The sequence below is a fragment of the Synechococcus sp. N19 genome, from assembly GCF_900474045.1.
In the GTDB taxonomy this organism is placed as follows: domain Bacteria; phylum Cyanobacteriota; class Cyanobacteriia; order PCC-6307; family Cyanobiaceae; genus Parasynechococcus.
The window spans coordinates 20,241-46,152 of record NZ_UCNR01000010.1; the positions used below are offsets into that span (position 1 = coordinate 20,241).

Annotated in this window: 29 protein-coding genes, 1 tRNA gene and 1 pseudogene; 15 read left to right on the forward strand and 16 right to left on the reverse strand. The window is 63.8% G+C overall.

The genetic code is table 11. The features are described 5' to 3' along the window. The first annotated feature begins 49 nt into the window (after positions 1-49). Entirely contained in the window at positions 50-3,658 is a 3,609-nt protein-coding gene (gene smc / locus DXY02_RS06995) for a chromosome segregation protein SMC (protein WP_114988668.1), read from the forward strand. Between the two features lie 90 nt (positions 3,659-3,748). Continuing rightward, positions 3,749-4,798, forward strand: a complete 1,050-nt coding sequence (locus tag DXY02_RS07000; RefSeq protein WP_371640023.1) for a PRC-barrel domain-containing protein — start codon at positions 3,749-3,751, stop codon at positions 4,796-4,798. A 25-nt stretch (positions 4,799-4,823) separates the two neighbouring features. On the opposite strand, the gene msrB is transcribed toward DXY02_RS07000, so the two are convergent. From msrB to DXY02_RS07015, 3 genes are all read right to left on the reverse strand, one after another. Further along, complete coding sequence (gene msrB, locus DXY02_RS07005; protein WP_114988670.1) at positions 4,824-5,225, reverse strand: peptide-methionine (R)-S-oxide reductase MsrB; 402 nt, start codon at positions 5,223-5,225, stop codon at positions 4,824-4,826. Positions 5,226-5,253: 28 nt separating this feature from the next. Further along, positions 5,254-6,537 (reverse strand): glycosyl transferase, encoded by a 1,284-nt coding sequence (locus DXY02_RS07010; RefSeq protein ID WP_114988671.1) that lies wholly within the window; start codon positions 6,535-6,537, stop codon positions 5,254-5,256. 9 nt (positions 6,538-6,546) lie between these two features. Further along, positions 6,547-6,628 (reverse strand) — tRNA-Leu (locus tag DXY02_RS07015). A 120-nt stretch (positions 6,629-6,748) separates the two neighbouring features. Here DXY02_RS07015 and accC point away from each other — a divergent pair. Next, the gene (gene accC, locus DXY02_RS07020) at positions 6,749-8,095 is read left to right on the forward strand and encodes an acetyl-CoA carboxylase biotin carboxylase subunit (protein WP_114988672.1); all 1,347 of its coding nucleotides are present in this window, start codon (positions 6,749-6,751) and stop codon (positions 8,093-8,095) included. Positions 8,096-8,097: 2 nt separating this feature from the next. Here the strand turns inward: accC and DXY02_RS07025 are convergent, their stop codons facing one another. Beyond that, positions 8,098-8,418, reverse strand: coding sequence for a YggT family protein (locus tag DXY02_RS07025; RefSeq protein WP_244275843.1), 321 nt, complete (start codon positions 8,416-8,418; stop codon positions 8,098-8,100). Between the two features lie 89 nt (positions 8,419-8,507). Here DXY02_RS07025 and psbX point away from each other — a divergent pair, with 89 nt between their 5' ends. From psbX to DXY02_RS07045, 4 genes are read left to right on the forward strand one after another with little or no spacing between them, the layout of a single operon-like run. After that, positions 8,508-8,630 carry a photosystem II reaction center X protein gene (gene psbX / locus DXY02_RS07030; protein ID WP_006851281.1) on the forward strand — a complete coding sequence of 41 codons (123 nt, stop codon included), beginning with the start codon at positions 8,508-8,510 and terminating at the stop codon, positions 8,628-8,630. Positions 8,631-8,679: 49 nt separating this feature from the next. Then, the gene (locus tag DXY02_RS07035; RefSeq protein ID WP_114988674.1) at positions 8,680-9,612 is read left to right on the forward strand and encodes a Ycf66 family protein; all 933 of its coding nucleotides are present in this window, start codon (positions 8,680-8,682) and stop codon (positions 9,610-9,612) included. Between the two features lie 5 nt (positions 9,613-9,617). Continuing rightward, complete coding sequence (locus tag DXY02_RS07040) at positions 9,618-10,148, forward strand: hypothetical protein (RefSeq protein ID WP_114988675.1); 531 nt, start codon at positions 9,618-9,620, stop codon at positions 10,146-10,148. Beyond that, the gene (locus DXY02_RS07045; protein ID WP_114988676.1) at positions 10,145-10,621 is read left to right on the forward strand and encodes a hypothetical protein; all 477 of its coding nucleotides are present in this window, start codon (positions 10,145-10,147) and stop codon (positions 10,619-10,621) included. Before DXY02_RS07040 ends, DXY02_RS07045 begins: the two co-directional genes overlap by 4 nt. Here the strand turns inward: DXY02_RS07045 and DXY02_RS07050 are convergent, their stop codons facing one another. From DXY02_RS07050 to DXY02_RS07060, 3 genes are read right to left on the reverse strand one after another with little or no spacing between them, the layout of a single operon-like run. Then, positions 10,622-10,822 (reverse strand): chlorophyll a/b-binding protein, encoded by a 201-nt coding sequence (locus DXY02_RS07050; RefSeq protein WP_114988677.1) that lies wholly within the window; start codon positions 10,820-10,822, stop codon positions 10,622-10,624. It lies immediately after the preceding gene. A gap of 9 nt (positions 10,823-10,831) precedes the next feature. Then, positions 10,832-12,808 (reverse strand): ATP-binding cassette domain-containing protein, encoded by a 1,977-nt coding sequence (locus tag DXY02_RS07055; RefSeq protein ID WP_114988678.1) that lies wholly within the window; start codon positions 12,806-12,808, stop codon positions 10,832-10,834. Positions 12,809-12,863: 55 nt separating this feature from the next. After that, complete coding sequence (locus DXY02_RS07060; RefSeq protein ID WP_114988679.1) at positions 12,864-13,205, reverse strand: histidine triad nucleotide-binding protein; 342 nt, start codon at positions 13,203-13,205, stop codon at positions 12,864-12,866. Between the two features lie 74 nt (positions 13,206-13,279). Here DXY02_RS07060 and DXY02_RS07065 point away from each other — a divergent pair. Both DXY02_RS07065 and DXY02_RS07070 read left to right on the forward strand, forming a co-directional pair. Beyond that, positions 13,280-13,783, forward strand: a pseudogene (locus tag DXY02_RS07065) (magnesium chelatase domain-containing protein); the annotation flags it as partial. Between the two features lies 1 nt (position 13,784). Next, entirely contained in the window at positions 13,785-13,997 is a 213-nt protein-coding gene (locus tag DXY02_RS07070) for a hypothetical protein (RefSeq protein ID WP_114988680.1), read from the forward strand. On the opposite strand, the gene DXY02_RS12500 is transcribed toward DXY02_RS07070, so the two are convergent. From DXY02_RS12500 to def, 4 genes are all read right to left on the reverse strand, one after another. Further along, complete coding sequence (locus tag DXY02_RS12500; protein ID WP_006851286.1) at positions 13,991-14,140, reverse strand: hypothetical protein; 150 nt, start codon at positions 14,138-14,140, stop codon at positions 13,991-13,993. The genes DXY02_RS07070 and DXY02_RS12500 overlap by 7 nt on opposite strands. 80 nt (positions 14,141-14,220) lie before the next feature. Further along, complete coding sequence (locus DXY02_RS07075; RefSeq protein ID WP_114988681.1) at positions 14,221-14,850, reverse strand: DUF3747 domain-containing protein; 630 nt, start codon at positions 14,848-14,850, stop codon at positions 14,221-14,223. A 51-nt stretch (positions 14,851-14,901) separates the two neighbouring features. Next, complete coding sequence (locus DXY02_RS07080) at positions 14,902-15,099, reverse strand: hypothetical protein (RefSeq protein WP_006850702.1); 198 nt, start codon at positions 15,097-15,099, stop codon at positions 14,902-14,904. 3 nt (positions 15,100-15,102) lie between these two features. After that, positions 15,103-15,708 (reverse strand): peptide deformylase, encoded by a 606-nt coding sequence (gene def, locus DXY02_RS07085; RefSeq protein WP_114988718.1) that lies wholly within the window; start codon positions 15,706-15,708, stop codon positions 15,103-15,105. Between the two features lie 49 nt (positions 15,709-15,757). On the opposite strand from def, the gene DXY02_RS07090 reads away from it, so the two are divergent. Further along, entirely contained in the window at positions 15,758-17,695 is a 1,938-nt protein-coding gene (locus DXY02_RS07090) for a prolyl oligopeptidase family serine peptidase (RefSeq protein ID WP_114988682.1), read from the forward strand. Positions 17,696-17,796: 101 nt separating this feature from the next. Then, the gene (locus tag DXY02_RS12505; protein ID WP_006849765.1) at positions 17,797-17,970 is read left to right on the forward strand and encodes a hypothetical protein; all 174 of its coding nucleotides are present in this window, start codon (positions 17,797-17,799) and stop codon (positions 17,968-17,970) included. 6 nt (positions 17,971-17,976) lie between these two features. Here the strand turns inward: DXY02_RS12505 and DXY02_RS07095 are convergent, their stop codons facing one another. Genes DXY02_RS07095 through DXY02_RS07115 form a run of 5 tightly spaced genes read right to left on the reverse strand, consistent with a single transcriptional unit; the run spans position 17,977 to position 23,064 of the window. Then, positions 17,977-19,254 (reverse strand): SufS family cysteine desulfurase, encoded by a 1,278-nt coding sequence (locus tag DXY02_RS07095; protein WP_114988683.1) that lies wholly within the window; start codon positions 19,252-19,254, stop codon positions 17,977-17,979. Continuing rightward, a complete protein-coding gene (sufD, locus tag DXY02_RS07100) occupies positions 19,251-20,429 on the reverse strand; it encodes a Fe-S cluster assembly protein SufD (protein ID WP_114988684.1) in 1,179 nt (392 codons plus the stop codon). The genes DXY02_RS07095 and sufD overlap by 4 nt, the downstream gene beginning before the upstream one ends. Positions 20,430-20,431: 2 nt before the next feature. Beyond that, positions 20,432-21,220 carry a Fe-S cluster assembly ATPase SufC gene (sufC, locus tag DXY02_RS07105; protein ID WP_114988685.1) on the reverse strand — a complete coding sequence of 263 codons (789 nt, stop codon included), beginning with the start codon at positions 21,218-21,220 and terminating at the stop codon, positions 20,432-20,434. A 42-nt stretch (positions 21,221-21,262) separates the two neighbouring features. Next, positions 21,263-22,702, reverse strand: coding sequence for a Fe-S cluster assembly protein SufB (gene sufB / locus DXY02_RS07110; RefSeq protein WP_114988686.1), 1,440 nt, complete (start codon positions 22,700-22,702; stop codon positions 21,263-21,265). A gap of 5 nt (positions 22,703-22,707) precedes the next feature. Further along, on the reverse strand, positions 22,708-23,064 hold the full coding sequence (locus tag DXY02_RS07115; protein ID WP_114988687.1) for a ferredoxin-thioredoxin reductase catalytic domain-containing protein: 357 nt from the start codon (positions 23,062-23,064) through the stop codon (positions 22,708-22,710). A 158-nt stretch (positions 23,065-23,222) separates the two neighbouring features. On the opposite strand from DXY02_RS07115, the gene DXY02_RS07120 reads away from it, so the two are divergent. The 4 genes from DXY02_RS07120 (at position 23,223) to DXY02_RS07135 (ending at position 25,758) form a co-directional block, all read left to right on the forward strand. Beyond that, positions 23,223-23,867 (forward strand): metalloregulator ArsR/SmtB family transcription factor, encoded by a 645-nt coding sequence (locus DXY02_RS07120; protein ID WP_114988688.1) that lies wholly within the window; start codon positions 23,223-23,225, stop codon positions 23,865-23,867. After that, a complete protein-coding gene (locus tag DXY02_RS07125) occupies positions 23,867-24,205 on the forward strand; it encodes a hypothetical protein (RefSeq protein ID WP_114988689.1) in 339 nt (112 codons plus the stop codon). The genes DXY02_RS07120 and DXY02_RS07125 overlap by 1 nt, the downstream gene beginning before the upstream one ends. A gap of 80 nt (positions 24,206-24,285) precedes the next feature. Continuing rightward, on the forward strand, positions 24,286-24,879 hold the full coding sequence (locus DXY02_RS07130) for a phycobiliprotein lyase (protein WP_114988690.1): 594 nt from the start codon (positions 24,286-24,288) through the stop codon (positions 24,877-24,879). A 108-nt stretch (positions 24,880-24,987) separates the two neighbouring features. Then, positions 24,988-25,758 (forward strand): phycobilisome rod-core linker polypeptide, encoded by a 771-nt coding sequence (locus DXY02_RS07135; protein ID WP_371640017.1) that lies wholly within the window; start codon positions 24,988-24,990, stop codon positions 25,756-25,758. Positions 25,759-25,912 lie beyond the last annotated feature (154 nt).

Here is a 25,912-nt window from a genome sequence, read left to right on the forward strand (position 1 = left end):
CTTTTCGTGGGTTCCGCTAATTTCGACATGCTCACAGCCCTAGATCCTGTTGGTTCATATCAATCAGGTTGGGCTGACCCACTTCAAGTCGTTCGGCGGAGCGATGACCATCCCTCTTGAAGAGGGATTCACCGTCGTCACCGGACCCAATGGCTCCGGCAAAAGCAACATCCTTGATGGAGTTCTGTTCTGCCTGGGCTTGGCCACCAGTCGTGGCATGCGGGCTGACCGCCTGCCGGACCTGGTCAACAGCGGCATGCTCAAGGCCGGCAAGGCCGCTGAAACAACCGTCAGCGTCCGCTTTGACCTGAGCGACTGGACACCCGATGCCGCCGAGGAAGGCCTGGAGGCACCAGCGGAGGGGCCCTGGATTCAACCGGGACAAACGGAATGGACGGTGACCCGCAAACTGCGGGTGATGCCGGGGGGTTCCTACAGCTCCAGCTACAGCGCCGACGGGGTGCCCTGCAACCTGCAGCAGCTGCAAACCCAGCTGCGCCGCCTTCGGATTGATCCCGAGGGCAGCAACGTGGTGATGCAGGGGGACGTCACCCGCATCGTCTCGATGAGCAACCGCGACCGCCGCGGCCTGATCGATGAACTGGCCGGTGTTGCCCTGTTCGACACCCGGATCGAACAGACCCGCCGCAAGCTCGATGACGTGCAGGAGCGCCAGGAGCGCTGCCGGATCATTGAGCAGGAACTGCTGGCCAGCCGCCAACGGTTGGAGAAGGACTGCGCCAAGGCCCGGCAATACCAGGACTTGCGGGAACGGCTGCAACTGGGGCGCCGCCAAGAAATGGTGCTGGCCTACGAAGCCGCCCAGCAGGCCCTCAAGGATTTGGCCACGCGCCAACAGGCGCTGGAAGCCCAGGAACAGAGGGACGCCTCGGCCATTGCCAGCGGCCGGGAGCAGCTGAACAAGGCCGTGGCCGAACTGGACTTGCTCCAGGAGCAGGTGAAGGCCCTTGGGGAAGACCAGCTGCTGGCGGTTCAGGCGGAACTGGCTGGCCTCGACACCAGCAGCCGTGAACTGGAGCGCCAGGCCAGCCTCCACCAGGACGAAGGCCAGAAACTGCAGGCGCAGCGCCAGGACCTCTCCACCCGTCGTCAGCAGTGGCAGCTGCAATCACGGGAACTGGAACGCGATCCCCATCAGGACGCTCTCAGCGCCGCCGAAGACAACTGCAGGGCCGCTGAAGCCGCGGTGGAAATGTCCCGCCGCCGGCTGGCGGATGTGGTGGGCCGCTCCGGCGCCTGGGTGGAGGAACAGAAGCGCCGCAGCGGTCGCCGGCAGGAGTTGCAAAGCAGCGTCGCTCCCCTACTGGAGGAGCAGCAGCAGTTGCAGGAACGGCTGCGCCAGGAACGGGAACGGCTGGAAGAGCTCACCCAGGAGCAGCACCAGGACGGCGCCGACGGCGACGCCGTGCAGCAACAGCTCGCAACCCTGGAGGAGACCTGGCAAACCCTGCTGCAAGCCATTGCCGACGGCAAGCAGGAGCTCCAGCAGACCGCCGAATCACTGGCCATCCAACAGCGCACCCGCAGCCGGCTGGAGCAAGAGCAGACCCGCTTGGAACGGGAGATCGCTCGGCTGGAGAGCCGGCGGGATGCCCTTCAGGAAAGCCGCGGCACCGGAGCCCTGCGCCTGCTGCTGGAGGCCGGCCTCGATGGCATCCACGGCCCTGTGGCCCAGCTGGGAGAGGTGGAAGATCGCCATCGCCTCGCCCTGGAAGTGGCCGCGGGGGCCCGTCTCGGCCAGGTGGTGGTCGACGACGACCGCATCGCCGCCCGCGCCATCGAACTGCTCAAGAGCCGCCGTGCTGGCCGGCTAACCTTCCTGCCACTGAACAAGATCCGCGCGCCTGGAGGCGGGGGCTCTTCAGCCGCCTTTGCCCGGGGTGCACGCCCCGGTAGGGACAGCGGTTCCGGCCTGATCGGCCGGGCCGTGGAACTGGTGCGCTTCGAACCGGTCTATGACCAGGTGTTTGCTTACGTCTTCGGCGACACCCTGGTGTTCTCCGACCTGGCCAGCGCCCGTCAACAACTGGGCCGCTCCAGGGCGGTGACACTGGATGGGGAGCTGCTGGAGAAGAGCGGCGCCATGACCGGCGGAAGCCTCTCCCAGCGCAGCAGCAGCCTCAGCTTCGGCCGCAGCAGCGATCAGGACGAAGCTGAACCCCTGCGGCGGCGCCTGCTGGAACTGGGGGAATCCCTGGTGGCCTGCCGGCGGGAAGAGTCGAAGCTGGCCCAACTGATCGAACAGCAGAAACCCCAGCTGCGCGAACTGGAAAAGCAACAGGCGGCCTTGATCGCCGAGCGCAATGCCGCCCGGCGCAACCACGGCCCCCTGCTCGAGCGCAGCCGCCAGCGGGCCGAACGGCTCAGCAAATTGCACCAGGACCAGACCGAGCAACAGCAGCGGCTCGAAGCCATCAGCACTGCACTCACCCCACTCACCGCGGAACTCCAGGCCTTGGATGAGGCGGAGCGCAACAGCGGCAACAACGACGATGCCGCCGCCTGGGCCCAACTTCAGACGGAACAGGAAGCCGCCGATCAACGGCTGGAGACGGCCCGCCGCGAGCGCGACCAGCTGCTGAATGCCCGCCGCGAGCGGCAGCTGGCGATCGAACGCCTGGGGGATCAAGAAAAGGCTCTGGCCGCCGAAGAAACGCGCTTGCAGGAGGCGGTGAAGGCCCTCGCCAGTGCCCATGGGGCCTGGCGCCAGCAGCAGAGCGACCTCCAGGAGAAGCGCAAAGAGCTCGAGCAGCAGCAGACCGACCTGCAGGAGCGCTTCGGCAGCCAGCGCCGGGCACGGGACGCCGCGGAAGCCGAGGTAGGCCGCCAGCGTCAGGCACTGCAGCAGGCCGAATGGAATCTGGAGCGGCTCAAGGAAGACCGCGAAGGATTGATCGAAGAACAGCGCAGCGGTGCGGTGCGCCTGCAGGAGATGGAACAGGCCCTGCCGGACCCGAGGCCGGAGATCCCGGAAGCCCTGCGGCTGGCGGGCTTGGAAGCCTTGCAGACCGATCTGCAGGCCATCCAGCAACGCATGGAAGCGCTGGAGCCCGTGAACATGCTGGCGCTGGAGGAACTCGAGGCCCTCGAAGAGCGGCTCAACGAACTCAACGAACGGCTCGACGTGCTCAACAGCGAGCGGGAGGAACTGCTGCTGCGGATCGAAACCGTGGCCACCCTGCGCCAGGACGCCTTCATGGAAGCCTTCACCGCCGTGGATGGCCATTTCCGCGAGATCTTTGCCTCGCTCTCCGATGGTGATGGCCACCTGCAACTGGAGAACCCGGAGGAGCCGTTGGAAGGTGGCCTCACCCTGGTGGCCCATCCCAAGGGCAAAACCGTGCGGCGCCTGGCCTCGATGTCGGGGGGAGAGAAATCACTCACCGCCTTGAGCTTCCTGTTCGCCCTGCAGCGCTTCAGGCCGTCGCCGTTCTATGCCCTCGACGAGGTGGATAGCTTCCTCGACGGCGTCAATGTGGAGCGCCTGGCGGCTCTGATCGCCCGTCAGGCCGAGGCAGCCCAATTCATGGTGGTCAGCCACCGCCGCCCGATGATCGGCGCAGCCCAGCGCACGATCGGGGTGACCCAGGCCCGCGGCGCCCACACCCAGGTGGTGGGTTTACCGGATGCCGCCTGAACGATCGGAGTTTTCGCTGTGCAATCTGAACGTGACAGGCGGAACCCCTGCGCCACAATGGTCTGAATGTCCATGGCCGAGGGCCCGCGCTTGACCCCGACCCCTACCCCAAACGACGCCATCACCACTGGCGTACCCAGCGATCGCCTCTGGTTGCGCTCCGAACTGATGGGCACCCAGGTGATCACCCGTGATACCGGCCGCCGTCTTGGGGTGGTGGGTGAAGTGATCGTCGATATCGACCGCCGTGAAGTGGTGGCTGTGGGGCTGCGGGACAACCCCCTGACCCGTTTCCTGCCCGGCCTGCCGCGCTGGATGCCGCTGGACCGGATCCGTCAGGTGGGCGACGTGATCCTGGTGGATTCGGCCGACTCCCTCAGCGAAAACTTCAACCCTGAGCGCTACAGCCGGGTGATCAACTGCCAGGTGATCACCGAGTCCGGTGAACAGCTGGGGCGGGTGCTCGGCTTTGCCTTCGACATCGAGACCGGCGAGCTCACCACCCTGGTGATGGGCGCCCTTGGCGTGCCCCTGCTGGGGGAAGGGGTGCTGAGCACCTGGGAAATGCCGGTGGAGGAGATCGTCAGCAGCGGCCCGGACCGGATCATTGTTTACGAGGGAGCCGAAGACAAGCTCAAACAGCTGAACAGCGGCGTTCTGGAAAAACTGGGAGTCGGTGGCCCCAGCTGGGAAGAGCAGGAGCGGGAGCGCTACCGGGTCAACCTGGTGCCCGTGGAAAATCAGCTCACCTCCGGACAACCCCAGGAGCAGGAGCAACGGCGTCTCCAGGCTTCAGAAGCCGAGCGGTTTGAGGCTGATGCAGAACTGGAATATGTGGAGCTGGAGGACCGGCGGCAGGAGTCCATGCAGCAACGCCGTTACCTCGATGAGCCCCAGAGGTACGACGAGCAGCGCTACGCCGAACCTGCCCGCTACGACGAGCAGCGGGCTGAGCGAGCACAGACCTACAACGAGCCCGCACCCTTCGATCAGCAGCCTGCCTACGAGGAACAGCCTCCGCGGCGTGCCATGCCTGCCTCCCGTCGCGCGGTTCAGCAGTCGGGTGAACCCCTGGATGTGGAACCGATGGAGGATGCAGCGCCCCAGCGCCGGAGCCAGGATCTCGATGATCCCTGGTGATCGGGCCTAAGGCGCTGAACGGTGTTCAGGACGCTTTGAAGTTCAACGATGCGCTGTTGACGCAGTAACGCTGGCCCGTGGGGGCGGGACCATCCGGGAAGACGTGTCCGAGGTGGGCATCACATTGAGCGCAGTTGATTTCGGTGCGCACCATCCCGTGGGTCAGATCCTCTTTGGTGGTGATCGCCTCGGCACTCACACCGTCCCAGAAGCTGGGCCAACCCGTGCCTGAATCGAACTTGGTCTCAGAGCTGAACAGCGGCGCACCACAGCAGACGCAGTGGTACATCCCCGTGGCCTTGTTGTTCCAGTAAGCCCCGGTGAACGCCCGCTCGGTACCGCCGCAGCGAGCCACCTGGAACTGCTCCGGCGTCAGGGATTGCTTCCACTCCTCGGCGCTGCGTTCGACCGGATTGGACGGGGACATGGTCGTCGGAACCAGAGTGGGGCGCAGACTAGGAAGCGTTGAGCTCTCGGGGAAGCAAACCCCTCACCTCGGCGGCCAATGCGGCCACCGCCCCGGGTTCTCCCCGCAACGCCTGGAGGTCCTGGCGCTGGCCCTCAAGCCGCTCGGGGGCGTTCAGCCAATCGCAGGCCTCCTTCGCAATCTCCTCCGGGGTGATCGCCCCCACCCGCTCCGGCACCACAGCACGGCCTGCACTGATGTTGGGCCAGGCCATAAACCCGTTGTTGCGCAAACGCCAGAGGGTCAATAGAACCCCGATCAGACGCCGCAGACCCGGCATACGCGCCAGCAGCCCCAGCCCGCCGTCCCAAGCCTGCATCACCTCCAGGTGCTGGGTGGGAACAATCACGATCATCGGCACCGCAAGGGCGCCGAGTTCAGCCGTGTTGGCGCCGACCGTGGTCAGGGCCAGGGCGCACTGGCTCAGGGGGCCATGGGCCGGATGCTGCTCCAGCAGACGAATCCGTGTGCCCGCACCCGTCACCAACTCCGTCCCCAACTCCCCTTGCTCCGCAGATGCAACGGAGGCGCCATAGCGGGCAGCAATCGGGTTGGATGCGCCGGCGAAACGCAGCAGTTCATCAACGCTGGTGGTGGGAGCCAGCGGCAGCAAAAAACGGCATCCGGGTTGCAATCGGGCCAAACGATCGGCGGTATCGAGCAGAAACGGCATGCCGACGCTCAACTTGGCCGGCTTCGATCCCGGCAACAGGGCCACCCACTGACCCTCGGGGAGAGGCTCCTCGCGACGAGCGAAGGACGACAGATCCGCCATCAGATCACCGACCACGCGGCACCGAGGCTGGTAACGAACAGGCAGCTGACGCCGCACCGCGTCCGACATCGCCGCAATCCGATCGTTCCAGCCCGGCCAACGCGCCACCCACTCGGCATAGGTGATGTGGCGGTAGCCGAGACGAGCCGAAAGCAGAACAGTCCAGAACTGATCACCGCCCAGGAACACCACCACACCCTTCTGCGGCAATGGGCCGTAGCGCTGGGGACGCAGCAGCAGCGACCAGAAGCGGCCTGCCGGCACGATGCGCTCGAACAAACCCCAGGGCTCCGCGGCCGCACGCTCTTGGCCCGTGGCATTGGGGCAGGGCACCAACACCAAATGCAACGAAGCTGGCGCGCTCTGAGACCGGGGACGCAGGCGAAGGCTGGCGTGCAGCCGTTCGGCCAGAGGTCGAACCCAGGTGGTCAGTTCACCGGGACCGTTCGAAACGAGAAGAACCGCCGGTCCTGGTTCAGCTGCGCGGGGACGGGCCAAAGAGAAAAATGCGGATGGCGAGACTTGAACTCGCAAGGCCGAAGCCACACGCCCCTCAAACGTGCGTGTCTACCAATTCCACCACATCCGCGTGGTCGACTTCACCGCTCGGGTGCTGTCGAGGTCAGATCATACCGGGCGGGGTCTTCGCTCCTCGGCAACTTCGGTCGGCGCTGATACGATCCGGCGTCAGGCCTGAACATGGTGCGGGATGCCCATCGGCAAAGTGCTGATCGCCAACCGCGGCGAGATTGCCCTCCGGATCATTCGAAGCTGCCGCGAGCTCGGCATCGCCACCGTGGCGGTGTACAGCTCCGTTGATAAGGACGCTCTGCACGTGCAGCTCGCCGATGAAGCGGTCTGCGTGGGCGAAGCCCTGAGCAGCAAGAGCTACCTCAACATTCCCAACATCCTGGCGGCCGCCACTTCCCGCGGTGCTGACGCCATCCACCCCGGCTACGGCTTCCTGGCGGAGAACGACAAGTTCGCCGAGATGTGCCGTGATCACGGCCTCACCTTCGTTGGGCCGTCCCCCCACGCGATTCGCTCGATGGGGGACAAGTCGACCGCCAAATCGACCATGCAATCGGTGGGTGTTCCCACGGTGCCCGGCAGCGAGGGTCTGCTCAGCAGCACCAGCCAGGCGGCCGCCCTGGCCGAGGAAATGGGCTATCCCGTGATGATCAAAGCCACCGCTGGCGGTGGTGGTCGCGGAATGCGCCTCGTACCGAACGCCAGCCAGCTGGAGAGCCTGTACAAAGCGGCCCAGGGGGAAGCGGAAGCCGCCTTCGGCAACCCCGGCCTCTACATGGAGAAATTCATCGATCGGCCCCGCCACGTGGAAGTGCAGGTGCTGGCCGACCGCCACGGCAACGTGGTTCACCTGGGTGAACGGGACTGCTCGATTCAGCGCCGTCACCAGAAACTGCTGGAGGAGGCCCCCAGCCCGGCCCTGGATCCCGACCTGCGCCGCCGCATGGGCGAAGCCGCCGTTGCTGCCGCCCGAAGCATCAATTACGAGGGCGCCGGAACGGTGGAATTCCTGCTGGATCGCAGCGGCGGCTTCTACTTCATGGAGATGAACACCCGGATCCAGGTGGAGCATCCGGTGACTGAGATGGTGACGGGTGTGGATCTGATCGCTGAGCAGTTGCGCATCGCCGGTGGCGAACCCATCAGCGTGCGCCAGGAAGATATCCAGCTCACCGGCCATGCGATCGAATGCCGGATCAACGCTGAGGATGCCCGGCACAACTTCCGTCCCGCACCCGGACGCATCACCGGATGGCTGCCCCCCGGCGGACCTGGTGTGCGCGTCGACAGCCACGTCTACACGGGCTACGACATCCCGCCCTTTTACGACTCGCTGATCGGCAAACTGATCGTGTGGGGCAAGGACCGCGACCACGCCATGACCCGGATGAAGCGGGCCCTGAATGAATGTGCCGTCACCGGGATTCCAACCACGGTGGAATTCCATCTGGAGATGCTGGATCGGCCGGAGTTCATCAACGGCGACGTGCACACCAAATTCGTTGAGCAGGAGATGCTCCCCTGAGCTCAGGCCACTGCCTGGGCGTGCATCAGGATTTGAGAAAGCAGCCCCTGCTGGCCAACCAGCAACTCACGCACGAGGCTGATCAAGCCCACCCAGATCACTGGGGTGACGTCGACTCCACCGATCGGTGCGATCACGCGGCGGCTCACCGAGAGCACAGGTTCCGTTGGCCATGCCACCAGGGGCCAGGCGCCCTTGCTCAGATCGACCTGGGGGTACCAGGTGAGCACGATGCGCAGCAGAAACGCCAGGGTCCAGGCCGCTAGCAGCAAGCCCAGAAGCAAATGGAGGACTGGCAGGGCCTGCAGCAGCAGCGGCGTCACAAAGCTCAAAGCAAATCGTCCCCTCATCGTAGAAAGACGGCATCGCTTCTTAAGATCGGCGCGGCTTTGAAGCAGACGGCAGCAACCCCATGACCCCCTCCCTCTCCAACTTCCTGAGCAGCCTCCTTTGGGGAGGTGTGATCGTCGTGATTCCTGCCTCCATCGCCCTGTTCCTGCTGAGCCAGACCGACCAGGTCGACCGCAAGCTCTGATCCGCCCCTGGCGCCCCTCGTAGACTGACTCCTAAGCGGGAGCAGAGCTTTGGTTAACGCCAGTCTCAATTGGGCCAGCATCGTCGGCATCGTTTTGGCCGTCGGCGGCGCTCTGCTCTATTTCATGCGGTCGTTCAAGCCCGCCCTGGCGCGGGACTACGACGTGTTCTTTGCAGCCATCGGGCTGCTATGCGGCGGCATCCTGTTCTTCCAGGGATGGCGCCTCGACCCGATTCTTCAGTTCGGCCAGTTCCTGTTGGCGGGAACCACCGTTTTCTTCGCCTACGAAAGCGTGCGACTGCGTGGCGTGGCCACGGAGCAGGCCCGGCGTTCCGCCTATTTCGATGACGAACCAGCACCGGCCCGGGGCGGAAGCCCTGGGGGCCTACGGGGCGGCTGGGATGAGGGCGGTTACGACCGTTTTGATGAGCCCCAGCCGGTGCGGCGGCGCTTCTCAGGCCGTAACGATGACGCCGAAGAACGTCCTGAAGAGGAGTTCTACAGGCCGCGCCGCGCCAGCCGTGCCGCCATTCCTGAGGAAGCCGCCAGCCGTCGCTCCGCAGACCGTGATCAAGGCGATTCCGGCTGGGACCAAAACGACGAGCGCTCCCGCCGCATGGCTCGCTTCCGTGCCGGCGAAGCCCGGGATGAGCGACGTCCCGACTTTGGCTCCAGACGGACGGATCGAGAGGAACAACGCCGTGGCAGCCGTCCCATGGGGCGGCCTGAGCGTCCTTCCGGCGAACGCGCTCCTTCAGGAGCCGAGGATGCCGCCTTTGCCCCCAGCCGCAGTTCAGCGCCGAGCAGTTCGGCCCCGAACCGGGGACGCCCCAGCGCCAACCCGAACGCCGCGAGCGACTCCAGGCGATCCCCTGAGCCGCCCCTGGCGTCGAACCGGCCCAGCAGCAACCGCCAACCCCCCCGCAGCTCACGGCCTTCGTCCGGCAGACCACGGGACAACAGCTCCCGCTTCGACGACTGAGCGAGTTGCCTCGTCTGCTGCTGATCCTGCTCGCCAGCCTGGCGCTGACGGGCTGCAACGGTCGTAGTGAACGGGCCGGTGGTGGCTTGCTCGCCACCAGTCAGGAGGCCCCAGCCCTGAGTGGCAGTGGTGAGTGGCTGGCGGTCGTCAGCGATCGCGGCGGCCGACCCACGGTGCAGCTGCGCCGCCTGAGCGACGGATCGGTTGTCTCCGTTCCCCAGCTGAGCCGACATCAGCCCCACAGCTCGCCCTCCCTGAGCTGGAACGGCCGTTACCTGGCAGCGATCACACAGCGGGGGCGCCGCCGACTCGCGGTGGTGACCGACCGCCTGAACGGACGCATGCATCCCCTGCCGCTGCCGGGGGGGAGAGACCCGGTGCAGCTCAGTCTGGCGCCGGATGCCCAGCAGATCGCACTGCAGGTGACGGATCAGGGGAGGTGGCGCGTGGAACTGCTGGATCTGAGTGATCTGCTCGAGCCGGACCGTCCTCCGGGACAGAGCCTCTCCACTCCGGCGCTGTCGTCAGAGCCATGATCCGCGTCGCTCTGCTTTTCAGCCTGGTGTTGGTGAGCGGGTGCAGCAGCCCCAGGCCCACTCCCCGGCCCGACCTCAACGGCCTACTGCGTCAATCCGTGAACAGCCGGCGGGGTCCCTCCCTGGGGGGACGCTGGCTGGCCAGCCTGGGCCAACGCAATGGGCGGGAGCGGGTCGAACTGATCGACCTGCGCAGCCGCAGCCCCGTCCCGTTGCCGGGCCTCAACCGTGCTGATGCCCAACCGATCAGCGTCAGCGTCAGTGCCGATGGACAACGCCTGGCCGTGGTCCAACAACGGGAGGACCGCACGGAACTGGTGCTCTACCTGCTCAAGGTCGGGGCGACGCAACGGCTGCCCCTGGACCCACCGGGTGTACCCCGCAGCGTCAGCCTGGATGGCTCGGGCCGGCGGCTGGCGGTGCAGGTGAGCCGCAACGGACGCTGGGATGTGGATCTGATCCGCCTGCCCTGATTAGGGCAGCAGCCCTGCCCAGTGCAGAAAGGTGTCGCCGCTGAGCACCTCGATCAGCAGCACCGCCACAAAGCCCACCATGGCGAAGCGTCCATTCACCCGCTCGGCATAGCCACTCCAGCCGAAAGCAGGCACATCGTTGGTGGTGGCGGACGTCTCCGGAACGGACGTGGTGTCAGGGGTCTCGCTGGTGGAGGTCATCCGGCCGGTTCAAGAACGCCCGAAGTCATAGCTGGTCGCCGGGATCAGCCGCCAGTCGTGATCACCGCTGAGCTCCAGAACAGTGTCATGGAAGTCCTTCAGGGTTGGCCGGTGGCCCACGCTGATGAACGCCACCTCCCGATCCCGTAACAGGGAATAAAGGCGGGATTCGGTCTCGACATCCAGGGCACTGGTGGCTTCATCCAGCACCACGACCTTGGGCGAATTGAGCAGCAGCCGCGCAAAGGCCAGTCGCTGCTGTTCACCCAGAGAGAGCAGCCGCGGCCAGTCCTGCTTGATGTCGAGGTCGGGATAGCGCTGCAGAAGTTTGCCCAACATCACCTGATCCAAAACAGCCCGTAGCTGTTCATCGCTGAAACGGGCCTGATCGAGGGGATAACAGAGCTGTTCGCGCAGAGATCCCAGTGCCATGTAGGGCTTCTGGGGGATGAAAAGAAGATCGCCCTGCCCCGGTGAATAAACGGTGCCCGTCGGCGAGCCCCAAAGGCCACTCACCACCCGCAGCAGAGACGTCTTGCCACAGCCGGAGGGTCCCACCACCAACAGCCCCTCAGCGTTGCCCAGGGAAAAACTGAGGTCGCGCACCAGCACGTTGTCGGTACGCGGTGTTTTGACCGTCACCCCCTGCAGCGCCAGGCGCTCAGAGGGCACGATCCGCGGCACGTAATCACTCCACTCCTCCGGATCGAGGTTGGAGATGTTGGATTGAAAGCCTTCCAGCCGGTTGATCGATGCCGAGAACCGGGCCAGGGCTTCGATGTTGTAAATGATGAAAAACAACGATCCCTCAACCAGGTTGTAAGCGACGTTCGCCTGGGCGAAGCCGCCGTAATCCATCTCACCGGCAAGAATCGGAGCTGCAAGGATCAGATAGGGGATGAAATTGCTGGCGTAAATACTGGAGCGCTGCAGCACCCGCAGCAGCACTTCCCAGACAATCAGCAGATTGAAGTTTTCGACGACGGTGGCCAGGCGACGCGTCACCTCCTTGGCTTCCTGCTGCTCACCGGCGTAGAATGCAATTGATTCGGCGTTGTCTCGCACCCGCACGAGGCCATAGCGGTAATCCGCCTCAAAACGCAGTTGGAAATTGTTCAACCGCACCAACTTGCGGCCAGCCACAATCATCAGGCCAGACACCCCGGATGCATAGGCTAGAAGGGCAAAGGTGAGCCCCTCACTCACCGAATAGAGGATGAGGATGTTGAGGGAAAAGGTGAGGATCGAATCAAAAATATTCAGCGCAAAACCAAGGGCCTGTGCCGTGAAATCACGCACATCCTCAGAAATCCGCTGATCGGGATTATCAACATTGGTGGCCGCTTCATCATTGGGATTGAGCACGTAATAAGCACGATCCCGCAGGTAATCGTCCACCAGGCTCAACGACAACCATTCGCGCCAGAACAGCCCCAGTTTCTGGGTGAAATAAAACTGCAGGCTGCGAATCGGCAGTGCCACAGCAAAACAGGCGCCGTAGATCCAGAGGTTGCGATACGACGCATCGCCATCCCTGGCGATCAACGCATTGGTCAGATCCCTGGCGAGGAATGTGATGCCGGCGTTGATGCCGTTCACGCTTAACAGCATCAGGATGATCAGGCCAAGAAAAAGCCAAGGCAACCAGCGGCGATGCCTGAGTTGGCCCCGCACGGAGGCAAACACCACAGCCCCCAGCACGAACAGGGCACTGATGCCCGCCCCCCATCCACGGGACCAGAGCATGGCCAGGGACGACTGGACACCACCGAGGTACTGGCCGGACAACTCCGGAAACAGCCACGACAGGCTGTTCATCAAGCCGGTGACCAGGAACAGCACGATCCCGGCCACACAGAAGAGCAGGCTCACCAGCAGTCCAAGGAACTGCCAGCCGTTGTCTTCGGTGTAGGGGAAGAAGTAGGGCTGCGAAAGCCGACGCAGCTTGGCGGCCTGATTGCGCAGGTTCTGAAGCTGGTGGGTCATGCCACTGCTGAACTGTGCTCAGTCTGGCTGTCGCCGCGCCGCTTCGCCGCTGACCTCAACCGGGAGGCCACGCCAGAGGACGTCCACCGATCACATGCACATGGAGGTGAAACACCGTCTGGCCAGCACCGGCGCCACTGTTGATCACCGTGCGGAAACCGTCCAGACCCTCCTGTTTGGCCACGCGGGCAGCCACCAGCAAGAGGTGGCCCAGCAGGGCCGCATCCTCAGCAGCACCGGAGCGCAAGCTCTCGATCGGCTTGCGCGGAATCACCAGCACATGAACGGGTGCCTGGGGCGCGACATCGCGAAAGGCCAGACACTGCTCATCGCTGTAGACCTCATCGCACGGGATCTCGCCACGAAGGATCTTCCCGAAGATCGTGTCGTCTGCCATGGGCCTTGAAAAGAGGGAACAGCCGGACCGGTGTGACAGCAGGGGCATGAATCTCCTGCGTCACCCTCCACAGAATGCTGGCACGTTGTCTCAGTGCATCCCTGCAAGGTCTGGAGGCCAGACCAGTGGTGGTGGAAGTGGATCTTGCCCCGGGCCTGCCGGGCGTTCAGCTGGTGGGTCTGCCGGACAAGGCCATTCAGGAATCACGGGAGCGGGTCCGATCCGCCCTGCGCAACAGCGGCTTCCGCGGCCCCCTCGTCCGCATGGTGATCAACCTGGCTCCGGCCGATCTGCGCAAGGAAGGCCCCTCCTTTGACCTCCCCATCGCCCTGGCCCTGTTGGTGGCCAGCGGGCAACTCGCCCGCCCTCAGCTGGAGGGCCTCTGGTGTGCGGGCGAGTTGGGGCTCGACGGCAGCCTCAGGCCCTGTCGCGGGGTGATTGCCCTTGCTGAAAAAGCGCATCAGCACAAGGCCCAGGCCCTGGTGGTTCCCCCTGAGAACGCTCAGGAGGCCAGCCTGATTGAGGGGCTCACCATCCGCACCGCAGCCAACCTGCGCACGCTGGTGGAGCAGCTGAAAGGTGAGCGCCCCTGGCCGGCGACCGGCAGCACTCGAGCTCTGGGAACAGCTGATCAACCAGCGTGGGCTGAGCACGCGCAGCAGCCTTCAACTGTTGCGCGTGGCGCGCACCATTGCCGATCTCAACGACCGGGCCAGCGTCGATCGAAACGCCGTGGCGGAAGCGAGTTGCTTCCGCTGCACTGATCTGCTCAAGCAGCCTGGTGCTCAGTAGTCGCGGGCTCGCTTGTCGGGAGTGTCCCGGTAGGGCTGGGTGCCGATCGGCGGGGGCTGGAGATGGCGGTCGTTGAACGAACCCAGGGCATGGGTCATCGCTTCACCGAACCACTGGAACCACTGAACAACCGTTGTTTTCATCACGTCCTCCGGGGTCTGTCTTCAGTGTGAAATCACTGACAGAGGACGACAACAGGTGTTTTCACCGGTTCTGCGCCACCTCAGTAAGACGGAGCTACGGAACTCTCACTCTGTTCAGTCTCAACCGGCTCGCTTGCTGGGCTGGATCCGGCCACTGGCGCACTGTCCCGATAGACATAGAGATGGCCGAGGCTCTTCTCGCCATAGGCCCGTCGCTTCAAGGTCCAGCCCGGCTCAAGCTTGAGCTGAACGAATCCGCTGGCGGCACCACCGGCCCGGGCCACGAGCATGGTCGGTTGGGAGGGATTCTTGGTGGGCGTGGCCAGCAATTCAATATCCCGACCCGTGTTCACCACGCTGAGCCGGTAGCGGGTGCCGAGGTCGTCACCACCGATCCGCAGGGAATAGCCGTTGCCATCGATGTAGCGGTTGCAGACCCCGCTGAAATCAAACGTGGACAACAAAGGATCGACCATGGCCGGTGATCCCGCAGCCACAGCGAAACAGGGGCGTTTTGTGGTGCGCTGCTCGTAGATGTTCAACTGAGAACGCTCGCCCTGACCGATCGGGGCCGACACCAAAACGAAATTGCTCAACTCGACGGGCACTGCCGTGAACAGCGAACCCTGGGCCAGGGCCACCGGTGCAGAGGTCGCTGCGAGAGCGAGGCCGGCAGCAGCCACGGTTCGAAAGCGTGCCATCACGTCCATGGAGGAACTGAGCGGATTAGTAAAAGTGATGCCTGGATCGGTCGCCCCCAATCAGGCCGGTTTGTTCAGGCGAATGGCGAACAGAAGGGTCCCCACGGTTCCAGGGGCCGCCAGGGCCAGGATCCAGCTGGTGGTTTTGACCCCGAGATCGGGATCGCCGTAGGCCAGTTCAAACACACATCCGGTGCTGGCGATACCCAGAACACAGGCGAGGGCCAGAAAAACGCCGGCCAGGGGTTTCATCGGCATAACTCAGGCGACGCTACGCACATCTTGGCGCTCGAAGCCCTTTTCCTTGAGCTCCTTCTGCAGACCGTCTTCATCAGTGACGCGATCGACAAACAACACGCCATTGAGATGATCCATCTCGTGCTGAATGCAACGGGCCATCAGGCCATCGGCCTTCATCTTCCTGGGCCGACCCATCTCATCGCGGAAGCTCAATTCAATCGCGGTGGGGCGCACCACATCGAGATACACCCCAGGGATGCTGAGACAGCCCTCTTCGTAGGTGTCGAGCCCGGCGCTGGCCGCCGTGATCTCCGGATTGATCAACACCAGGGGCGGCGTGGCGGCATTTTCAAGGTCGAGATCAATCACCAGCAGCTGCTGGTGAATCCCCACCTGAGGAGCCGCCAGGCCAATGCCCTTGGCGGTGTACATGCTGCGCAGCATGTCGCGAGCCAGCTCCCGCACCTGCTCATTCACCTTGCCGATGCGGCGCGCAGGCTGCCGCAACACCTCATCGCCCAGGGTGTGAATCTCCAGCGGCGGGGTTTCCAGAACCGTCTTGGGCACCAGCATCGTGTCCCGCGACTTATCGGCCTGACGGGCCAACTCTGCAAAGCTTCCTGCCAAGACCAACGCCGCGTTGATTCAGCATGGTAAGCGGCCTGAATCAGCCGTTATGGGAGCCGCTCCGTTATCCGCGCAACATGCCGTCGGCCGTTTGCCGGGTCTCAAGGAACCGGCCCTGGTCAGTGGCCCCGATGCAACGCTGTGGCTGATCTGGCTGGAACAGCGCCCCCAGGAGCGCGGCCGCACCACTGCCTTGATCAGGCGTTTCGGTGATTCCGAAGCAGAACCACAGGAGCTGACGCCGGCCCCCAGCAATCTGCGCAGCCGCGTGCACGACTACGGCGGCGGCGTACTCGCCACCGCGGTGGAGCAGGACAGGCTGATCCTGGCCTGGATCGAGCGCGGCTGCCTCTGGCGTCAGGACTGGCACTTGCCGCAAACCGGCCCTCAGCAACCCACCCCCCTGGCTGCACCCCAACGGCTCAGCAGGGAAGGGGACTGGGAGCTGGCGGATGGCGTGCTCGATCTGCCCAGGCAGCGCTGGATCGGCATCCGTGAAATCGAAGGCCGTGACGAGCTGGTGAGCCTGGCGCTGAACGCAACGGATCAGACGCCGCTACTGCTGCACCAGCCGACGGACTTTGCCGGCTATGGCTGCTTGAGCCCCGATGGCCAGCGCTTCGCTTGGGTGGAGTGGCAGCAACCCGCCATGCCCTGGGACAGCAGCCGTCTCTGGTGCGCGGAGTTCAGCGACACGGGCGGGCTGGTCGAGACCCGTCAGCTGGCCGGAGGCGATGGCATCTCAGTGTTTCAACCCCAATGGCTGCCCGACGGGCAGTTGCTTGTGGCGGAGGACAGCTCCGGTTGGTGGAACCTGATGCTCCAGCCCAGTGCCGACGCCGCCTGGGAGAGGCCCTGGCCAATGGCTGCCGAAACGGCCATGCCCCAGTGGATCTATGGGATGAGCACCACGGCCTGGGATGGCGAGCAGCTGGTCGCCGCCGTCTGCAGCCGCGGGGCCTGGTCGTTGCAACGGCTCAGCCTGGATGGAGCGGTGCAGCCGTTGCCGCAACCGTTTGACGACCTTGCGGGATTAAGCGCCTGCAACGGCCGCGCCGTGGCCGTGGCCAGCAACAGCACCAGCGTGGCCGGGCTGCTGGAAATCGATTTGCGACCGGCCACCCCGATCTGGAGCCACAGCCCAGCTATCACGTCACCGTTGTCGGTTGAGGCGATCAGCGTGGCCGAACCGCTGTGGTTCAACGGTCACCAGGGTGAACGCACCCATGCCTGGTACTACCCCCCGAGCGGCAAACCACCAGGGCCTGCGCCGCTGCTGGTGAAAAGCCACAGCGGACCGACGGCCATGGCTCGCCGCGGCCTCAGCCTGGCGATTCAGTACTGGACCTCCCGGGGTTGGGGCGTGGTGGATGTGAATTACGGCGGCTCAACGGGGTTTGGCCGGGACTACCGGGAGCGCCTCAACGGGGGCTGGGGCCTGGTGGATGTGGCCGACTGCGCCGCCGCAGCACAGGCCCTGATCGAGACCGGTCGCGCCGATCCCGGCCAGATCGCCATCGAAGGTGGCAGTGCCGGCGGCTTCACCACCCTAGCGGCGCTGTGCTTCACCGAAGTGTTCAGGGCCGGCGCCTGCCGCTATGCGGTGTGTGATCTCACAGCCATGGCCAAAGACACGCACCGGTTTGAGGCGCGCTACGTGGATGGTCTGGTGGGGGAATGGCCCGCAGCGCGTGCTTTGTACGAGCAGCGGTCGCCACTGCTGCATGCCGATCAAATCCGCTGTCCGGTGCTGTTCTTCCAGGGTTTGCAGGACAAGGTGGTGCCTCCGGAACAAACCGAACGCATGGCGGAGGCGCTGCGCAGCAACGGCATTCCAGTGGAGGTGCGGCTGTTCGAGGAGGAAGGCCACGGCTTCCGCAGCCAAGCCACCCAGATCGAGGTGCTCGAGCAAACCGAGGCCTTTTTCAGTCGGGAATTGGGGCCAACAGACGGTTACAAAGCACACAACCCCGTTCAGCAGATGTGATGGGTTGAGCGAGCAACCAGCAGGAACCATCAACCTGTGCTCCACGGAACCCATCAAGAAGCGGTAAGCCTGAAAAGCTGACAGCTGTTTCGACAGCACCGATGCGGATCCTGCGTTATCGCGGCAACAGCTATGCCAGCCCTGAACCGATCAACGCGGCTCCCCGTCCCGGCGCACGCTCCTACCGCTGGGTGAAGTACGCCATCGAGACCAACAAGGTTGTTCCCCTGCGTCAACGCGAGGCCGCAGCAAGCAACGATCAGCTGGCGGCCTGAGCCAGGTCAGCTGTGCTCGCGCAGGAAAGCGACCGTGGAAGCAAGCTCTTCGCTGAAGCGGTCGATCTCTTCAAAGGTGCTGGTGAAGCTCAGGCTGGCCCGCGCTGAAGCCGTCACGTCGTACATGCGGTGCAGGGGCTGACAGCAGTGGTGACCACTGCGGATGCAGATCCCGGACGCATCAATCAGAGCGGCAATGTCGTTGGCATGCACGCCATCCACAAGGAATGTGGCGAGGGCACCTCGCTCGGGCTGCTGATCCGGCGTCGGCCCGAGGACCCTCACACCATCAATGGCCTGCAACCGGGTGAACAGATGTCGAGTGAGCTGAGCCTCCCAGGCCTGAATCGCTTCCAGACCCACCGCCTGCAGGTAGCGAATCGCGGCACCCATGCCCACCGCCTCGCCAATGGCAGGGGTGCCCGCTTCGAACTTATGGGGCAACACCGCCCAGGTGCTGTGGTCCAGGAAAACGTCCTGAATCATCTCCCCGCCGCCCAAAAAGGGAGGCATCGCCTCCAGAAGCGACTCCCGCGCCCAGAGGAAACCCATGCCAGTAGGGCCACAGAGCTTGTGGGAGGAGCCAACAAGAAAGTCGGCGTCTATGGCCGCCACATCAATCGGCTTGTGGGCCAGGCTCTGGCAGGCATCCACGAGCACACAGGCGCCAACGGCATGGGCTGCGGGGATCACCTGATCCAAGGGATTGCAGCAACCGAGGGAATTGCTGATGTGCACTAGGCTCACCAGTCGGGTGCGCTCGTTGAGCTGGGCCCTGAAATCCTCCAGATCCAGCTCACCGGATTCGGTGATGCCCACATGGCGAAGCACGCAGCCGGTGCGCTGCGCCAACAGCTGCCAAGGCACCAGGTTGCTGTGGTGCTCCATCACCGTGAGGAGAATTTCGTCCCCCTCCTGGAGGCTGGCGTCCCCCCAGGTGCGCGCCACCAGATTGATGGCTTCGCTGGCATTGCGGGTGAAGACAATCTCGCGGGAACTGGCCGCACCCACGAAGGCCGCCGTCGTGCTGCGGGCCGCCTCAAAGGCATCGGTGGCACGGGCACTGAGCTGGTGCGCACCGCGATGCACGTTGGCGTTGTCGCAGCTGTAGTACTGCTGCAGCGCTTCGAGCACCTGACGGGGCTTCTGGCTGGTGGCAGCGTGATCGAAATAGATCAGCGGGCGGCCATCCGGAGCCAGCTGCTCGAGAATCGGGAAATCAGCACGATATCGAGATGATAAATCCACGAAATCAGCACTGGATCGTGCTTCGGCGATCGTCATGGGACGAGGCTCTCCATCACGCGCTCCAGGGGGCGCCACGCCTGCGCGGCAGCAGGTAGCTGGGCGATCACCTCCTGGCAGGCCCCGCGCAGCAGCAGCGCCGTTGCATCCGCCGCAGCGATGCCCCGGCTCTGGAGATAGAACAGCTCATCGTCCTGAAGCTGCGACACGGTGGCGCCGTGGGCGCAGCGCACATCGTCCGCCACGATCTCCAGCTCGGGCTTGGTGTCCACCCGGGCCCGATCAGACAGCAGCAGGTTGCGGCTCAATTGGGCGGCATTGGTGCGCTGAGCATCGCGGGGAACACTGATGGCGCCGTTAAAAATTGCGTGGGACTGGCCGCCGGCCAGGCATTTCTGCAACTGATCCAGCTCCCCCTCCGGCCCGTCGAAGCGGACCGCGGTGTGGGTGGCCAGCTGCTGCTCGGCGCCGGTGACGGCCAGACCTTTAAGCACGGTCTCTGCCTGGCCATCCACCTGCACCACCCGGGGCTCCACCCGTCCCAGATTCCAGCCCTGAACCACCGAAGTGAGGGCATAGGAGCTGCGGGGCTCCTGCTCCACAGCCAAATGGGCCATCAGCGATGACGCGCCATCCGCCGTCGCCAGCACGCCATGGCGCAGTTGGGCCTCCTGCCCCAGATGCACTTCCAGCACATGGCTGTGGGCCGACGCCCCCTCAGCCAGCAACACCTGCATCAACTCAAGCTCAGCTTTTTCCTCCAACAGCAGCAGCACCCGCGTGGCGTTCAACCCCGCACCCGCCGCCAGCACCAGCTCCAACGGGCCAACCCGTCCCCGCACCCTGAGGGCCAGGATCTGTTGGGCTTTGGCATGGTTGAACTCCACGGGCCAGACCTGGGCACAACCGCAGCGATCCAGGGTGTGGCCAAGGGCTTGCTCCAGCTCTTCGGCATTCAGCGCCGTGATTCCTTCCGGAAGCACCTGGCCGGCCAGGGGATCATCAAAACCATTGAGCACCAGACGGGTCACCCCGTCCAGGCTGGCCGGCAAAGATGTGGACAGTGGCGAGGCACTGGCCGGCAATTCCGAGACCGCCGCAAGCCGTTTGAGGTCGGTGAGGCGCCAGGGCTCCTGGCGGCGATTGGGCAGACCAAGCTGTTCAAGCGCGGCTCGACCGCGCTCCTGCACTGGCGCCAGCACACTGCTCGCCATGGTCAAGCGGCTCCTTGAGCGGCCAGCTCCTGATCCACCCAGTCGTATCCCGTCCGCTCCAGCTCAAGGGCCAGCTCCCGTCCACCGGTGCGCAGGATCCGGCCTGCAGCCATCACATGCACATAGTCCGGGGTGATCTCGTCGAGAAGACGTTGGTAGTGGGTGATCAGCAGCGTGGCGTTGTCTTCCGTCGCCAGCTGGTTCACACCACCGGCCACGATGCGCAGGGCATCGATATCAAGGCCGGAATCGGTTTCGTCCAGGATCGCTACCACGGGCTCCAGCAGCGCCATCTGGAGAATCTCGTTGCGCTTTTTCTCGCCCCCGGAGAAGCCTTCATTCACGCTGCGCTCAAGGAAGGCAGGGTCCATCTGCACCACCTTGAGCTTGTCGTGCACGTGATCCTCGAAGGCAAAGGTGTCGAGCTCCTCTTCCCCCTTTTTTTCCCGCCGGGCATTGGTGGATACCCGCAGGAATTCCAGGTTGCTGACACCAGGGATTTCAACGGGGTACTGAAATCCAAGGAACACCCCCAGACGGGCACGCTCTTCAGGCTCCAGCTCAAACAGATCCTGGCCGCGATAACGAACGCTGCCGCCCGTGACCCGGTAGGCCGGATGCCCGGCCAACACCTTGGAGAGCGTGCTCTTGCCACTGCCGTTGCGACCCATCACGGCATGGACTTCACCAGCCTTCACCTGCAGATTCACCCCCTTGAGGATGGGCTTGTCCTCGACGGAGGCATGCAGGTCTTGAATGTCGAGCAGCAGCTCAGCGTCAGGGCGAATCACGGAAGGCGTCGTTAAAAAACAGAGACAAGGTGGGGGAGGGGATCAGCCCACGGACCCCTCAAGTTTGAGGGCCAGCAATTTGTCGGCCTCAGCGGCAAACTCCATCGGCAGCTGATTAAAGACGTCGCGGCAGAAGCCGCTGACCATCATCGAGACGGCCTCTTCAAACCCGATGCCACGGCTCTGCAGGTAGAAGAGCTGATCTTCGGAGATGCGACAGGTGCTGGCCTCGTGCTCGATGGCCGCCTGCGGCTGCTGAGAACGGATGTAGGGATAGGTGTTCGCGGCGGCTTGATCGCCGATCAGCATCGAATCGCACTGGCTGTAGTTGCGGGCGCCCTTGGCATTGGGTCCCATCTGCACAAGACCGCGGTAGCTGTTGCTGGAGCGTCCTGCACTGATGCCCTTGCTCACAATCGTGGAGCGGGTGCGCGGTCCGACATGAACCATCTTCGTGCCGGTGTCGGCCTGCTGGCAGTTGTTGGTGAGGGCCACGGAATAGAACTCACCCACCGAATCAGCACCCTGCAGCACGCAACTGGGGTACTTCCAGGTAATGGCTGAACCGGTCTCCACCTGGGTCCAGCTGATGCGGCTGCGATCACCGCGGCACTGGCCTCGTTTGGTAACGAAGTTGTAGATTCCGCCGACCCCATTTTCATCACCGGCATACCAGTTCTGAACCGTGGAATATTTGATTGAGGCGTCGTCGAGGGCCACAAGTTCCACCACCGCCGCATGCAGCTGATTGGTGTCGAACATCGGTGCCGTACATCCCTCGAGATAACTCACCGAAGCACCCTCTTCGGCCACGATCAAGGTGCGCTCGAACTGTCCGGTGTCGCCGGAATTGATTCGGAAGTAGGTGGAGAGCTCCATCGGGCACTCAACGCCCTTCGGGATGAAAACGAAGGATCCGTCGCTGAACACAGCTGAGTTCAGGGCGGCGAAATAGTTGTCGTTGCTGGAGACAACCGTGCCGAGGTAACGCTCGATCAGCTCGGGATGCTCCTTGACCGCCTCACTGAAGGAGCAGAACACCACCCCGTGTTCGGCCAGCTTCTCCTTGTAGGTGGTGGCAATCGAAACGCTGTCGAAAACAGCGTCCACTGCCACGTTGCTGAGGCGCTTCTGCTCGCTCAGCGGGATACCGAGCTTGTCGAAGGTTTCCAGCAGCTTCGGATCCACCTCGTCGAGGCTGGCCTTCTTCTCCTGCTGCTTGGGAGCCGCGTAATAAACGATGTCTTGGTAATCGATCTCGGGATAACCCAGAGCAGCCCAGTCGGGCTCTTCGAGGGTGAGCCAGTGGCGAAACGCCTTGAGCCTGAACTGCAGCAGGAAATCCGGCTCTTCTTTCTTGGCCGAGATCAGGCGAACGACCTCTTCACTGAGACCCTTGGCGATCTTGTCGGTCTCGATCTCGGTGACGAAGCCGTACTTGTACGGCTGGCTGACGAGATCCCGTGTGGAGGTACTGGTCATTCAGCTCAGCCGGCGGTGGCGTTGATCGTTTCGGTGGTGATGGTCTGCGTCTTCTCAGGGCAAGCGAAGGGGTTGTCCTCAGTGAGAAAGAGCATGCAGTGGCATTCCTTGCGCTCGCGCATCGGAACGCAGGGGCAGTTCCAGAAGGCTTGGGAGACCTCGGCCTCTTTGTCCTCGTAATGGCGGCAAGGACACAGCGCTCCCCCCAGATCATCCTTGTGACGCGCCAGACCCTTCAGAACAACTGCGGTGACGCCGGGGTCGGCACAGAAATATGTGCCGGTGCGCTGGGCGTAGGTTTCAGCGAACTTGCGGATGACCTCCAGGCTTTCTGCTGTCGGCTCTTGAGGGGCGTCGGACATGGAAGTGGAGGGAGCGGCGAATTACGAAACCCCGCGGTTTCCTTACTGGAAGCCTAGGCCAACAAGCCTCCGGTCAGCGGGCTCCCCATTGTGACCCTCAACACGGCCAACATGACGTGGCAATTCGATGGCATCGTGTGGGGAGGTTTCGCCTCCTCATGAGCGCCTCGGCCCCCGCCAGCACCCGCGACGCCGTGCTCTCCATGCTCTTGGAGCGCGGGGAGGAAGACGCTGGCGCCCTTGCCGATGCCGTGGGCATTTCGGTTCAGGCCATGCGGCGACACCTGCGCTCACTCGCCGACAGCGGCTTGGTCTGCGCTAGCAGCAATGCCAGCGGCCCAGGTCGACCCAGCAACCGCTGGTGCCTCACCGACGAAGGACGGGCCCAGTTCCCCGATGGCAGCGGCCGCTTCGCCCTCGGCCTGCTGGATTCGATGCGCAGCCATCTCCCCGAAGCGACCGTCCGCCAGCTGCTCAATCAGCAGGCGGAGTCGAAGGCCAGCCAGTACCGGCAAAGCCTTGGCGAAGCCTCCTTGGAAGCTCGCCTCGAACACCTGGCACGGCTGCGGCGCGACGAGGGCTATGTGACCGTCTGCAGCCGGGACGACGACGGCGTGAGTTGGCGGCTCGAGGAGGCCCACTGTTCGGTGCAGCGCATTGCTGAAGAATTTCCCGCGGTCTGCGACCAGGAATTGCTGCTGATTCGGCGCACCGTGCCGGACTGCCGGGTGGAACGGGTGCATTGGCGGCTCGAGGGCGGCCACGCCTGCGGCTTCCGCATCACTCCGTTGGCGCAAGGCTGATGGCCATCGACCGAGCCGCGATTGAACGCATCGACTCCACCCTGCTGCCCCAGCTCGATCGCCATCACCTGCGGCTGCTGAGCCACTGCCTGGACAGCTTTCAATCCATGGCCGCTCCGAGGAGCACTGGTGCAATCCCCGACGAAAACCAACGGCGCCGCTGGTGCCAGAATCAACCCGTGGTCGCTGAGGACCCGGCGTTCCTCCACACCTTGCTGCTGCAGCTCAATGCTGCCGCCGATCAGCTGGATCAACTGGCGCTTGAGCTGGGCAAGCCTCCATTGGCGCTGACCCTCGACGATCTGATCAGCGCCGCCGAAGCCCGCTGCCGTGGCTGACATGGCCGTCGGGGGTGGCCTGGCTGTCGTGACTGACCTGGTCGGGCTGCCATCATCACTTCACTTCCTCAAAGCCGGCGATGCTTGAGATCTCGGACGCCCTCAGCTTCTTTCGTCTGAGCTGTGGCCGCTGGACCTCACAGCGCAGCCAGCACCACCTGCTGCATCGCCGCGCCGAAGCCGGCGCCTCCTTCATCGTTGTGGAGGAACTGCTGAAGGGCGACGAACGCCTTGCGGAGATCGCCGAACGCAACAACGCCAGCGTTGAGCAGATCGTGGGGGGCTGCTGGGTGCGCTGGAGCGGATCGATGGCCTGGGATCGGGCCGGTGAATCCCACGAAGACCAGACCATGTTCGGACTGATCCCCGAAGACGAAACGGGGCGACGGGGACTGCTGCTGCGGGATCGCGGTTACGCCGAGAAAGCGCCGGTGGCGGGACAGTTCCGCATGGACGAAGAAAACGGCCTGATCCTCACGACCGACTACGAAATGATGAGTTCCCTGGAGCGCTTCTGGTTCGCCACCGAGAACGTGCGGCTGCGCACCAGCACGGTGCAGGGGCTCTCCAACAACGCCTCCTTCTGCATCGAGACCCGGCAGCTGGACGATGTTGATCAGCCCAGCCCAGCCATAGCTACGAGCGGGGCCGCCCTCGCCCCCTTCGGCTGGTAAGCAGAAGTACTTAGAGAAAGTATTACGGCATGTAATCGCTGCAACAGCAGCTGAAGGGGGCAAGACCCAGCACTTCTACGATCGCCAGCAGTGGATGCTGTAGCTCGCGTGGCCATTCCTCTTCTGGAGTACTCACCGATCACCCAGAACTCCTTGAGAGCGGGTGTTCCGAACCTCCGTGTCGGCTCCGAAGAGGGATCACGGGCTTACTCCCTGGAAATTGCAGACGACCGGGACAACCTCGACACCGTTGTGGAAGCCGCCTACCGGCAGATCTTCTTCCACGCCTTCAAAACAGACCGGGACGTCAACCTTGAGTCCCAGCTGAAGGATGGCCAGATCACGGTTCGCGACTTCATTCGCGGCCTGGTGCTCTCTGACACCTTTAAGCGCACCTTCTACGGCTTCAACAGCAACTACAAGGTTGTTCGCCATCTCTGCGAACGGATTCTTGGCCGCAAGGTGAACGGCAAAGGCGAAGAGCTCTCCTGGTCGATCGTGATTGCGACCAAAGGCCTTGAAGGCCTTGTCGATGTGTTGCTCGACAGCTCCGAGTACCTCGACGCCTTCGGCTACGACACGGTTCCTTACCAACGCAACCGCGTGCTTCCTGGCCGGGAGCTGGGCGATACGCCGTTCAACATCACAACCCCCCGCTACGACGAGTACTACCGGGGAATCCTGGGCTTCCCCCAGATCGTCTTCACCGGCGGCCCCGCCAAGAAAGTTCCTGCCCGCGCCAAAATCCGCAAAGGCGGCTCACCTCAGGACTACATGGCCTGGGTGGCAGAAATGGGCGGACCCCGTGGAGTTGCCCCCAGCGGTGGCGCCGACATGGACTACATGTCGAAGGTTCCCTACCGCAGCATCGGCCGCTGATCCTGGCCTAAAGCATGTTCAAAAAAGCGGGGCTTCGGCTCCGCTTTTTTTGTGTCTCTGACTGTGATCCCCGAGGTCGACGTTCACCCAGTGGTCAGCATCCACTGACCCTTGGCCGCTTCACGCTTCGAAAAGGAATTTTTCAGATCACAAT

What these genes read in the sequence shown, in the direction of transcription:
- msrB (WP_114988670.1), bottom strand. Translation starts at nt 5,225, where the DNA reads ATGTCCCCGTCCAATCCGGTCGAACGCAGCGCCGAGGAGTGGAAGCAA.
- accC (WP_114988672.1), top strand. Translation starts at nt 6,749, where the DNA reads ATGCCCATCGGCAAAGTGCTGATCGCCAACCGCGGCGAGATTGCCCTC.
- psbX (WP_006851281.1), top strand. Translation starts at nt 8,508, where the DNA reads ATGACCCCCTCCCTCTCCAACTTCCTGAGCAGCCTCCTTTGGGGAGGT.
- DXY02_RS07045 (WP_114988676.1), top strand. Translation starts at nt 10,145, where the DNA reads ATGATCCGCGTCGCTCTGCTTTTCAGCCTGGTGTTGGTGAGCGGGTGC.
- DXY02_RS07050 (WP_114988677.1), bottom strand. Translation starts at nt 10,822, where the DNA reads ATGACCTCCACCAGCGAGACCCCTGACACCACGTCCGTTCCGGAGACG.
- DXY02_RS07055 (WP_114988678.1), bottom strand. Translation starts at nt 12,808, where the DNA reads ATGACCCACCAGCTTCAGAACCTGCGCAATCAGGCCGCCAAGCTGCGT.
- DXY02_RS07060 (WP_114988679.1), bottom strand. Translation starts at nt 13,205, where the DNA reads ATGGCAGACGACACGATCTTCGGGAAGATCCTTCGTGGCGAGATCCCG.
- DXY02_RS12500 (WP_006851286.1), bottom strand. Translation starts at nt 14,140, where the DNA reads ATGAAAACAACGGTTGTTCAGTGGTTCCAGTGGTTCGGTGAAGCGATG.
- DXY02_RS07075 (WP_114988681.1), bottom strand. Translation starts at nt 14,850, where the DNA reads ATGGACGTGATGGCACGCTTTCGAACCGTGGCTGCTGCCGGCCTCGCT.
- DXY02_RS07080 (WP_006850702.1), bottom strand. Translation starts at nt 15,099, where the DNA reads ATGCCGATGAAACCCCTGGCCGGCGTTTTTCTGGCCCTCGCCTGTGTT.
- DXY02_RS07090 (WP_114988682.1), top strand. Translation starts at nt 15,758, where the DNA reads ATGGGAGCCGCTCCGTTATCCGCGCAACATGCCGTCGGCCGTTTGCCG.
- DXY02_RS12505 (WP_006849765.1), top strand. Translation starts at nt 17,797, where the DNA reads ATGCGGATCCTGCGTTATCGCGGCAACAGCTATGCCAGCCCTGAACCG.
- DXY02_RS07095 (WP_114988683.1), bottom strand. Translation starts at nt 19,254, where the DNA reads ATGACGATCGCCGAAGCACGATCCAGTGCTGATTTCGTGGATTTATCA.
- sufD (WP_114988684.1), bottom strand. Translation starts at nt 20,429, where the DNA reads ATGGCGAGCAGTGTGCTGGCGCCAGTGCAGGAGCGCGGTCGAGCCGCG.
- sufB (WP_114988686.1), bottom strand. Translation starts at nt 22,702, where the DNA reads ATGACCAGTACCTCCACACGGGATCTCGTCAGCCAGCCGTACAAGTAC.
- DXY02_RS07115 (WP_114988687.1), bottom strand. Translation starts at nt 23,064, where the DNA reads ATGTCCGACGCCCCTCAAGAGCCGACAGCAGAAAGCCTGGAGGTCATC.
- DXY02_RS07120 (WP_114988688.1), top strand. Translation starts at nt 23,223, where the DNA reads ATGAGCGCCTCGGCCCCCGCCAGCACCCGCGACGCCGTGCTCTCCATG.
- DXY02_RS07125 (WP_114988689.1), top strand. Translation starts at nt 23,867, where the DNA reads ATGGCCATCGACCGAGCCGCGATTGAACGCATCGACTCCACCCTGCTG.
- DXY02_RS07130 (WP_114988690.1), top strand. Translation starts at nt 24,286, where the DNA reads ATGCTTGAGATCTCGGACGCCCTCAGCTTCTTTCGTCTGAGCTGTGGC.